Consider the following 10495-nt stretch of genomic DNA (forward strand, 5'->3'; position numbering starts at 1 on the left):
CCGGCACGCAGCAGCGCGCCTGATTCCCCCTCTGACGTGTTGGTTGAGCAGACGCTTTCGTTTCTGCGCGACCGCTACAACCCACCCTCTGGGTCGTCCTAAGCACCTGCTCCGCCAGCGTGTTTGCTATGCACAACTTCCCGCTGGCTGCACGGCAAAACGGCGCACCCAACACGTGGTGTGAACGCGAGTACGGGACCTGCGCCGCTCCCCCACCAGCGATCCGATTCTTAGGGGCTGAGACCGGGTCGGCCGCGCGTCCTGCGGGAAGTCTTTTTCTTTTTACAGTCCTATTTTCTCCTTTAACACATCTTTTTTATGGCTTGGATTGAAACGATCGACGAAGACGGCGCCTCCGGATCCCTTAAAAGCGTGTACGACCACGTGTCGACAACGCGGGGTAAGGTGGCTAACATCATGAAGGTGCACAGCCTGCGTCCTGAAACCATGCGTGTCCACCACGACCTGTACCGCGAACTGCTGTTTGCCCGCACCGATCTGTCGCGCGCCGAGCGCGAACTTATCGCCGTGGTCGTATCCGATGCCAACGACTGCGCCTACTGCGTAGAGCATCACCGCGCAGCCCTCAACGCCTACTGGAACGACGATGAACGCATCGACGCTGTGCTTCAGGGGGAGGCCGAGGAGGTGCTTTCAGAGCGTGAGCAGGCGCTCGTTGCGTATGCGCGTGCCCTGACTACCGCGCCCGGTGCCGTAACGGAAGACGACATCGCAGCGCTCCGCGACAGGGACCTCTCCGACACGGCCATTCTCGACACGGCAATGGTAACCTCCTACTTCAACTTTGTAAACCGCATGGCCCTCGGGCTCGGGGTTAACTTCACACCCGAGGAGGTGGAAGGGTATGAGTACTAAAACCTGTTTTGATTTCTTAATTTGGAGTGCGAGCAATTCCGAGCAACACGCAGCCAGCTAACACACCCACACCGGCGGACGGAGCCGATCGGGGTGGGTGTCGGCCAGGTACTTCTTGAAGCCGTTTAGCTCGCTCCGATTAAGACCGAGCACCTTCGCGATGCGCCGAATGCTCAGGTAGTCGACTCCGTCACGCTTCGCGTCGTCGCTGTATTGCATCAGCTCACTGTCGAGCGTTTGGAGTACATCCTCGCTCAGCACCGTGGGCGCTACGCTGTCGCCGCGCGCTTCGAGCTTTTCGGCAGAGCGGCGCTCGTAATCCATCTCAGAGGTGAGTCCAAACGAGCGCACAATGGCCTCTACCTCGTCGAGTGAGGTCGTGTCGCGGCAGTCCTGCGCAACCCGGTTGCGGTTCCAGACCGGCTCGTACGGGTATACACGCACCGTATGGCTATCTTCGTTTAGACGGATGCGCAGCCCGCTGCTCCGAATCTCGGCAGTGCCGCTATACCCGAGCGCCGAGGCACACGTCATCCCCGACACCTCTGAGGGGAGCCACTGAAAGGCGTCCATGAACGCCGACGCGGTCTCAGATGTGATGGGACACGGCTCTCCGTATGCCGGGTCAAGGGGTAGTTCGTCGTGGATCTCGCGCATGTGCTCATCGGTGAGCTCTCCGTCAAGCCCAAACCCAGTTACCGCTACACGCACATCCACCGGGGCGTCGTGCATTCCCGCAAGCGTGAGCCCGTCAGCGGTAGGACTGCGAAGCGTTTCTTCATCGCCCCGAGCAAGAATGTCACCTCCGACATCAACGACCAGGATGTCTTCGAATCCGTGAAGGGCATGTAGCTCTTTGACCTGCTGCTGTACATGTACGGCCCCACGGCGGATGTTCATGAGGTAGTACGTAACATCAAATGCATCGGCCAGCCGAGGGATAAACGTGACCGCAGGCTCTGCCAGCGCGCTCTGCGGTCCGATCGCATGGTTGTAGCGCCCTACTTCGTTGATCGTCTCAAAGTCTTCTGGCCCGCGTGGACCGGGCTGGGGGTCGTAGATCGTGCGCTCCCAGACGATGGTGGCATACACCACATCTTCGGGCTTCAGGTTCAGCGTGCGGGCTACCATGAGAGCAGCCAGCGCATCACCGCCCCCGCCACCGGCTACAACGAGGGTTTTCTTGGGGGCGTACGCAGAGGGATCTTTGAGCGCGTGTGCAGATGTGGACATATGCTTGACGTGCGTTCGAAAAATGAAGTGTCGCCTAAACCCCATGTCCGGTAGGTCGTTGCAGTACGGCCGTAGGAAGATCTCACATTCCTGCAACATTGCCGTCTTTGCTCTGGTGCACCAGCCCTTTGTATCAGCTCCGTCACGTTGTACGATACGGGGGGCTACACGATGCGAAAATGCGCGCGCTACAGACGCGTGTGCTGAAGATGCACACACCGAAGATGCACACACCGAAGATGCACACACTGAAGATGCGCATACATTCTTGTTCAACATAACCTTGTTCAAGATAACGCCATGCTTCGCATTTGGGACCCTCTTGCGAAGCTTGCATATAGCACGCTGCCTTCTCCAACCACTTGTTTATTCCACACATGGATCCAGATGCTCCGATGTACACCGACGTCTCTGACGTTGGCGAGTTTGGTCTTATTGCTCACCTGCGCGATGCTCTTGGCCCCGACCTGCCCGACGATGTCGTAACTGGTATTGGCGACGATGCAGCCGTTATTCGGCAGTCCGACGGGTCTGTACACGTGCACACGACCGATGCGCTCATAGAAGGCATCCACTTCGACCGCACGTTCATGCCGATGGAGCATCTCGGCTTCAAGCTGATCTCCGTGAACGTGAGCGACCTGGCGGCCATGAACGTGTCGCCTCAGTACGCAACGGTCACACTGGGCATCCCCAAGAATATTACGGTAGAGCATCTACGCACGCTCTACGAAGGCATCCAGAAGGGATGCGATGCCTACGGCGTTACCGTGGTCGGAGGCGATACCACGAGTGCTCAGGCGCTCACGCTTTCCATGAACGTGTGGGGCACCGCGGAGGAGGATGCGGTGGTACATCGAAGCGGGGCCGAGCCGGGCGATGTGCTATGCGTAACGGGCGATCTGGGAGCATCGTATGCCGGACTGAAAATCCTGGCAGATGAGCGCAACCGGCTTGAAGAGGAGGGCGAGGACTTTCAGCCCGCGCTCGACGCGTTTCCGTACGTAATCCGTCGCCACCTGGCGCCGCCTGCCCAAGAAGCGTCGATACGACGCTGGCGAAACGCCGGATTTCGTCCCAGCGCCCTCATCGACATATCAGACGGCCTCTCATCTGAAGTCCACCACATCTGCGAAGCCAGCGACGTCGGCGCCCGGATTTTTGCGCCAACGCTTCCGCTGCACCCTGAAACGCGCAACGTAGCCGACCACTTCGGGGACGATGTGGACGTGTATGCGTTTTTCGGTGGCGAAGACTACGAACTGCTCTTTACCGCCGATGAATCGGACCTCGACGCGCTCGACGGCACCACGTACACGATCATCGGCGAAGTAACTGATGCAGAAAAAGGCGTGCTGGTGGAGCAGGGTGGTGGCACCGCCATCCCCATGCGTCCGGGTGGATTCGACCACTTTGGGGAGGACGAAAACAGCGACGCCGCAGAGTAGGCCGCATTGCCCGTCTGCTGTCAACTGTACTGCGCGTGTTTAGGCCACGAGTACGCCGGCAATCGTTGCTGTCATCCACGACGCGAGGGCACCGCCCAGTACGGCACGCAGCCCCAGCGCTGCAATCTCGCTGCGGCGCTCGGGCGCGATGCCCCCGATGCCGCCAATCTGAATGGCGATCGACGAGAAGTTTGCAAACCCACACAGGGCATACGTGCCGATAATGATAGAGCGCTCGCTCATCACGCCACGCAGTTCGCTGAGTGAAGCGAATGCAATGAACTCGTTGACGGCGACTTTCTCGCCCAGGAGCGTGCCAAAGCTGAGTATATCAGCAGCCTCTACCCCCATTGCCCAGGCCAGCGGCGCGAACACAAACCCAAAAACGGCCTGCAGCGAGAGGCCGTCGAACCGCTCGTTCGACCACTCGGCCACAAGCGTGTTGATGTCGTATGGCTGCATGCCGAAGACGGTAGGGTTGCCCATCCAGTTGAGGCCTGCGTTGATCACGCCAATGAGCGCGATGAAAGCCAGCAGCATAGCGCCTACGTTCAGTGCAAGCTTCAACCCCTCTGATGCTCCATCAGCCGCCGCATCCAGAATGTTATCGCTGGGCTGCTCGTAACTGATGCCATCCAGCCCTTGCGTCTCTGACTCCTCAGTCTCGGGAATTAGTATTTTCGCAATCACGATAGCCGCGGGCGCACTCATCACCGACGCAGAGAGCAGATGCTTAGCGAAGAGGATACGGTCGGCATCCGACTCGCCCCCCAAGAATCCGATATAGGCCGCCAGCACACCGCCTGCGATGGTTGCCATTCCCCCTGACATGAGGATAAAAAGCTCGCTGCGCGTCATGCCCTTTACATACGGCTTTACGGCCAGCGGCGCCTCCGTCTGTCCGATGAACACGTTAGAGGCCGTAGCCAGCGCTTCGGATCCCGAAATACCGAGCGTCTTCTGCATGAGCCAGCCTGCTCCTTGCACAAGGGGCTGTACGATGCGCAGATAGTAGAGCACGGCCATCAGCGAAGCGAAGAAGACAATCGTTGGCAGCACGTGAAATGCAAACGGCCCTTCAGCCGGACTGCCGAGCGTTTCGCCGAAGATAAAGGTTGATCCTTCGTAAGTAAACGACAGCACCGTGTTAAAGAGACTGGCGAGGGTGTCGAAAAGCACCTCGCCGGGGCCTGTTTTCAGGACAAGCAGCGCGAATACCAATTGAAGCCCGACCCCGGCCCCGACCAGCTTCCAGTCAATGGCTTTTCGGTTGGTTGAAAACAGATACGCAATGAAAATAAAAACGGCGAGCCCAAACGCGCCGCGCAAGAGGGCAACAGAAAAAGACATACAGAAACAGAACTATCAGCGGGTGGGGCTATCAGTTACATACAGGCTCCACAAGATACGTACTGACAGGAAGATGCCAAATGATACGATGCGCTGTACTATGCCATAGTGGCTGTTATCGTGCTATCGACCGGTTATTCACAAACGTATCATGGCCTCGCAGAGCCCTAACGATTGCCTTGCTGCTACGGCGCCCTCCACTCGTGGTGACTGCGGTCGGTATCGGGGAGGATGCGGTCGGGGTCGATTTTTACGGCGATGGGGAGCCGTGATGCACCCAGACGCACGGTATGTGTACGGGTAGACTTGAACGCATCCGCTGGCACTTGCACGGTGCCGGTGTCTCCGTCTTCGAAGGTAAGACGGAGCGTCATTGGCAAGATCATATCTCCGTTCTGGCGCACAACAATCGAAGGACGTCCACCGCGCGTATCCACCGAAACCAGCTCCTGGTCGAGCGTGTCGTGCGCAAAGAACCAGGAGCGCCAGAAGTAGGCGAGATCGCTGCCCGTAACGTCTTCGATGGTTCGAAAGAAGTCGTACGGGGTGGGGTGCTTGTACGCCCAGCGATCGATGTATGCGCGGAATGCTGCATCGAAGCGGTCTGCCCCTAATACATGCTCACGCAGCACATGGAGCGCCGCGGCAGGCTTCTGGTAGGCCAGAAACCCGAAGTCGCTGCGGGGTATGTTGTCTGCGCGTGTCATAACCGTGGGGGCGGCGGGCGAGGCGGCCTCGGCATGTCGGGCTACCGCTTCGGCCTGTGCCTGCAGCTGACGCGCAACCGGTTGGTCGTAAAAGGCGGCGCGGGCATACGTACCCATGAACGAGACCAGGCCCTCATCAAGCCAGGCATACCGCCGCTCATCGGATCCAACAAGCATCGGGAAGTACGTATGTGCGAGCTCGTGATCGGTCAATGCAAATAGGCCGCGTCCACGCGCATCGGCACTGGCAAAGGCGATCTGGGGATACTCCATGCCACGCACCGGCCCGGCTACCTGCTGTGCCCGGTCGTACGGGTACGGATACCAGCTTGCAGAGTGGTGCTCAACCGCATACTGCAGGTAGCGCACGGCGGCCTCCCACCCATCGCGCTGCGTACTTCCTCGGGCTGATGGCGGATAGAACGCCGCTACCTCTACGTCATGGGTCTGCGCCGAAGCGCGCGCGGCGTCCCACACGAACACGTCGGATGCCCCAACGGCTACGTCGCGCACGTCGTCTGCCTGGAAGTGCCAGGTAAGCGCATCAGGTCCTGCCGGGCGCGTGGCGGCCGTACCCGCTTCGTCGGGAGCGATGATGGCAACGGGGCGGTCAGAGGCTCGCGCCCGCCGCAGACGGCTGCGCTGCGTATCCGTAAGAACCTGTTCGGGATTTTGCAGCGATCCTGTGGCGGAAACCACGTATTCGCGCGGTAGCGTGAGCCGCACATCAAACGAGCCATAGTGCAGATAAAACTCGCCCTGGCCGAGATACGGGAGCGGGTCCCATCCACGCATGTCGTCGTACACATACGGCCGTGGATACCACTGCGCGACCTGGAAGATGTGCCCGCCGTCCACCTGCGTCCATCCCGTGCGGTCGGCGCCTCGTTCGGGCAGCGTGTAGGCGTACGCAACGGTAAGCGCGAGCGTGTCGCCCGGGGCAAGGGCCTCAGGCAGCATCACCTGCATGCGGGTCCCGTCTACACGGTAGGTCGGATTCGACGTGTCGTTGCCTTGCTGCAGGGTTACCTCATGGAGCGTGTAGCCGCCGTCAGCAAAAGCGCCGCCGAAGCGTGACTGCGCTCCCGTGCGTGCGGCAGTGCGGCTCTCGGGCCGGAAGGCGTTCTGCTCCAGCTGGATCCAGAGATGCTCCAGCTCATCTGGAGCATTATTCGCGTACGTGATGGTCACCGTGCCTGAAAGACGCTTCGCCTCGGGGTCGAGCGTTGCCTCGATCTCGTAGCGTACGTCCTGCTGCCAGTACTCCGGTCCGGGTGCGCCGCTTGCCAGGCGCTGCGCCGACGGCAGCGGCTCGCCTGGCAGGAGCGTGGGAAGCGCCGGCCCAGGCCACGAAGGCAGCGGCTGTGCCTGCACGGCTCCCGCGCCAGTCAATGTAAGCAGTAGCGCCGCCACGCACCACCAGTTCGTCCGTAGAGCGGTTATCATGCTACGCTGAAGAACAGAATGATATTAGTACGGACACCGCTCGCCTGCTTGCTTTTCAGGCTCACCTTAACGAAATCGGCGCTCCACTGCATTGGTAAAGCTAACAGCTGCATCGCTATAGATGTTGATCTTATTTTTTCGGAAGACCTCCCGCGCAATGATCTGAGAAGCTTCGTTCCACGAGTCGGCCCCACGCAGTTGAGCGAGCGCCTCCATGTAATGCTCGGTCGACCCGTTGAAGAGCTGGCGGACAAACAGATCACGCTTCGACGCATTGGTGGCGCCCATCACGTCGTTTTCGAGAGCCTGCATGCGCCGTTCGGCATCGTCGGGGCGGTCTTGCACGGCTGAAGACTCTTCCGACGACGGGTTCTTACGCGGACTAAACTGCTTCCACCGCGCTGTAGACGCGGACGCGCCGCCCTCTGATGACGGCTGCGCCCTCCCCTGATGAAACTGTTTCCATCGGGGCGTAGGCCCACTCTTCTCGCCCTGCTCAGCATCTTGCGCCCCGTTTTCTGACGCGTTGCTCGATGCTTTCTCCGGTGCGTTGCCCGACGCGCTGCTGCCTGCAGAGGAGTCGGATGCAGGCCGGGGCTGGGTCGGCACCCCCCAGCTTGACTCCCACGGCGACGCGTCCTCCGCGTCGTCGCGTAGCGCGCTGCCGAGCGGCGACGCGTCTGGTTCGTCTGGTGCCGCTTCAGCTGGCTCGTCGTCGGTTGCCGCATCAGAGGAACGTGGACGCTCTCTATCGTTCAGCAGCGACTGTGCCGACGAAAGAACCGCGTCTTTGTCTGGCTCACCGGGCGGCTCTTCCGCAGGCGCGGACGCGCCGGCACGGTCGGAACGACTCGCCGGGCTGGAGCTCTGCTGCCTGTCGGGGTCGTCGTCGAAGCTATCGAGCAACGCGCCAAAGTCTTCGACCGAGAACGCTCCGGTACCTACGCTGCGCCCCTCCAGCACGGCGCGCAGTTCATCGCGGGTCAGAAACCGGTCGTCGGGGAGCTCGCGCAGACGGTCGGCATACAGGGTCTGCTTCTTGTGCGCAAAAAACGGGTGCAGCACGCGGACCGGGCATCCCTCTTCCTCGTAGGCGGCTTCTGCCGCTTCAAAGAGGGGCTGCAGCGTATCGAGCCAGCGGTCAACCGAGTACTCCTCTGTTAGAATCCGATCGATGCGCGTCAGCGTCTGGCGAAACGTTTTTGCATCCAGCCGCTGCACGTCGCGGTGCCGCGCGAAGGCGTCGAGCCCCTGCCGCAGGTATTCGTAGGGCGCCAGCGCTTGCATCCGGTAAGCAATATACGCCACCGCCAGCGTCTTATCGCTTCCCCCAAACAGATACGCCGCCGCCGTGGGCACCGGGCGCACCAGGTACGACACTCCGATATGACTGGCCTTGCGTACCATAGAGCGCCAGGCGGATGCAGGGATCTGTCCGTTTTCGCGGAGCGCGTCCTCGAAGTTAGCACGAGCGGCCTCCAGCCGGGAGTCGTTGTCATTTACCCACGCCATCTCTTCTTGCCGCATGGCATGCACCACCTCGTCGAGCTTTTCAAGCAGACGATGCTGCAAAAAGGACTGCACCACTCCAGGCACCAGGGCCACCTGCCAATCATCTGGCACGTAGGGCTGGTTCGGAGGAAATGCACTTAGCAGGCGTTTTTCGAGCGCTCTTGCGGTGGCGTTTGGCATGGATACATTCGCAATATGGTGATGCGCAGGACGCGGATGGGTATAACGTACAACACGCAAGCGTGGATGTCAGGCACAAGGGAATGTGCAGTAGGGAACGTGCAGTTACGCCCTTGCGTGCATGAGCCGAATCTGTTGTCGCTTTATCTTCTTAACGCAGCTACACCGTGTCTTTGTACGCTCAACTTCGTGCTCGTTCTCCGCTGGCGCTTGGAGCGTATGTCGTGCTACTGGCTGTAGTAAGCACGATTGTGGTGCAGGGCGTCTTTTCGTCGACACCCGAAGGGCATGCTGCCCTCATGCGATACTGGGCCCTGCTCAGTGCCGCCGTAGTGTCGGTAGCTGCGTCTAACATGCTCTTTCCTGACCGGTATGCTACGGGGCTACAGCTTTTAAACCCTACGCCGCACGACCTGCTCGGCTACCAGCTCATGCGCTGGGCCGGCACAACCGGATTGCTTCTGCTGCCTGCACTCCTGCTTGCGTTCCTGGCAGGGGGGCCGGTGGCTCCGCTTGCCAATGGGGTGCTGGTAGTTGCCGGCGTAGCCCTCTACGGGTTTGTGGACACGGTGGCTCTGGGGCCTGTATCGCATGCGTGGAGCACCGGCGCTTCCGGACAGTGGTATGCCCGCATTCGTGAAACGAGCGGCGCTGGCTTTAGCGTACCCCGTGGCCTGGTGCCCTATCTGTTCAGCACAACCCGCTGCTTCTTGCTTGGCGCCGCTGGCGTAATCGGAGAAGGTATTCTCACTGCCCTTGGCGCTGGCGTGGCAAGCGTAGCTGCCGGAACGGCTGTGCTCGGCTGGGCTGCCTGGCGCATGCAGGGACTTGCACCTCTGTTCGACCGCCTCTATTACCAGACTCACGCCTTCTTCCAGGAGGTGCTGGGCGGCAGCGTAGGCATCTCAGATCGCGATCCCGTTCCGTATGCCAGCCTATACTGGGTCGCATCACGCTGGCGCCCGGCCACATGGGCCGCGCTGCGCCAGCTCGACCGCCGCCTGCCGCTGGGCCGCTTCGTAGCTCTGGGGCACGTGCTTCTCTGGGGACTGGTCTACCAGGGCGTAGCACCAGTTGTAGTGGCTGGCTACCTGGCGCTTTTCTTACTGGCCCAGAACGGTGTTGTGCTACTGCTTGCCCGTCCCGAGATGGCTCCACCGGCCCTGCACCTTTCGCTGCAACGCCCCCTCGACTGGATCATTACCCGCTGGTTCGTCGCTGCCCGCTGGCTTGCGCCCTTTGCGATGAGCATGGGCGCGATCGCACTGTTCAGTAACGCATACCTCTTCACCGACGCGCTGCTCTGGACAGGCATCTATACCGTCGTGTCGGTAGCAACCGCGCTCTTCGCAACCGCCCGTGTTGAGCTGTCGTACCGCCAACGTTTGGCGTAAAAACGGATTCGCCTCCTCCCACACCGCTACCCGCTCTCATCGTTCTCTGTATGTCTATGGCTGCTGCTCTCGTTGCCCACGCCGTTACCAAACAGTATGGAAGCCAGGCGCCTGTCATCGAAGACTTCTCGCACTCGTTTGACCCAGGTACGCTCACCGTGCTAACCGGTCCCAACGGATCCGGCAAAACGACACTCATGCGGCTCTTGTCTGTGCTCGCCACCCCGTCTGAGGGCACGGTCACATACGGCGATCTCGTTATTCACGACACCCCCCACCGGTACCTGCAGCACGTGGGTATTGTGCATGCCGAGGCTGTGCTGCCTGAGCAGCTTACCGCCGTAGAGCT

Annotated in this window: 8 protein-coding genes; 4 read left to right on the top strand and 4 right to left on the bottom strand. The window is 60.6% G+C overall.

Features of this window, described 5'->3' with window-relative positions; translation table 11 throughout:
• Positions 1 to 318: 318 nt before the first annotated feature.
• Positions 319 to 876: a peroxidase-related enzyme gene (locus PPP56_RS05375; RefSeq protein ID WP_353563005.1), complete on the top strand. Its 558-nt coding sequence runs from the start codon at positions 319 to 321 to the stop codon at positions 874 to 876.
• A 57-nt stretch (positions 877 to 933) separates the two neighbouring features.
• Here the strand turns inward: PPP56_RS05375 and PPP56_RS05380 are convergent, their stop codons facing one another.
• Positions 934 to 2109: a DUF1152 domain-containing protein gene (locus tag PPP56_RS05380; protein ID WP_353563006.1), complete on the bottom strand. Its 1176-nt coding sequence runs from the start codon at positions 2107 to 2109 to the stop codon at positions 934 to 936.
• A 377-nt stretch (positions 2110 to 2486) separates the two neighbouring features.
• Between PPP56_RS05380 and thiL the strand changes: the two genes are divergently transcribed.
• Positions 2487 to 3557 (top strand): thiamine-phosphate kinase, encoded by a 1071-nt coding sequence (gene thiL / locus PPP56_RS05385; protein ID WP_353563007.1) that lies wholly within the window; start codon positions 2487 to 2489, stop codon positions 3555 to 3557.
• 39 nt (positions 3558 to 3596) lie between these two features.
• Here the strand turns inward: thiL and PPP56_RS05390 are convergent, their stop codons facing one another.
• From PPP56_RS05390 to PPP56_RS05400, 3 genes are all read right to left on the bottom strand, one after another.
• Positions 3597 to 4907 carry a NupC/NupG family nucleoside CNT transporter gene (locus PPP56_RS05390; protein WP_353563008.1) on the bottom strand — a complete coding sequence of 437 codons (1311 nt, stop codon included), beginning with the start codon at positions 4905 to 4907 and terminating at the stop codon, positions 3597 to 3599.
• Between the two features lie 185 nt (positions 4908 to 5092).
• Positions 5093 to 7060, bottom strand: a complete 1968-nt coding sequence (locus PPP56_RS05395; protein WP_353563009.1) for a M1 family metallopeptidase — start codon at positions 7058 to 7060, stop codon at positions 5093 to 5095.
• A gap of 66 nt (positions 7061 to 7126) precedes the next feature.
• Positions 7127 to 8752, bottom strand: a complete 1626-nt coding sequence (locus PPP56_RS05400) for a DUF8457 domain-containing protein (protein ID WP_353563010.1) — start codon at positions 8750 to 8752, stop codon at positions 7127 to 7129.
• Between the two features lie 167 nt (positions 8753 to 8919).
• Between PPP56_RS05400 and PPP56_RS05405 the strand changes: the two genes are divergently transcribed.
• A complete protein-coding gene (locus PPP56_RS05405; protein ID WP_353563011.1) occupies positions 8920 to 10146 on the top strand; it encodes a hypothetical protein in 1227 nt (408 codons plus the stop codon).
• A 56-nt stretch (positions 10147 to 10202) separates the two neighbouring features.
• The coding region (locus PPP56_RS05410) for an ABC transporter ATP-binding protein (protein ID WP_353563012.1) at positions 10203 to 10495 on the top strand (293 nt) is incomplete at its 3' end.

Source organism: Longimonas sp., assembly GCF_040409695.1.
Classification (GTDB): domain Bacteria; phylum Bacteroidota; class Rhodothermia; order Rhodothermales; family Salinibacteraceae; genus Longimonas.

Excerpts from the sequence above, each read along its gene's own strand:
- PPP56_RS05375 (WP_353563005.1), top strand. The coding sequence starts at position 319 with ATGGCTTGGATTGAAACGATCGACGAAGACGGCGCCTCCGGATCCCTT.
- PPP56_RS05395 (WP_353563009.1), bottom strand. The coding sequence starts at position 7,060 with ATGATAACCGCTCTACGGACGAACTGGTGGTGCGTGGCGGCGCTACTG.
- PPP56_RS05380 (WP_353563006.1), bottom strand. The coding sequence starts at position 2,109 with ATGTCCACATCTGCACACGCGCTCAAAGATCCCTCTGCGTACGCCCCC.
- thiL (WP_353563007.1), top strand. The coding sequence starts at position 2,487 with ATGGATCCAGATGCTCCGATGTACACCGACGTCTCTGACGTTGGCGAG.
- PPP56_RS05400 (WP_353563010.1), bottom strand. The coding sequence starts at position 8,752 with ATGCCAAACGCCACCGCAAGAGCGCTCGAAAAACGCCTGCTAAGTGCA.
- PPP56_RS05390 (WP_353563008.1), bottom strand. The coding sequence starts at position 4,907 with ATGTCTTTTTCTGTTGCCCTCTTGCGCGGCGCGTTTGGGCTCGCCGTT.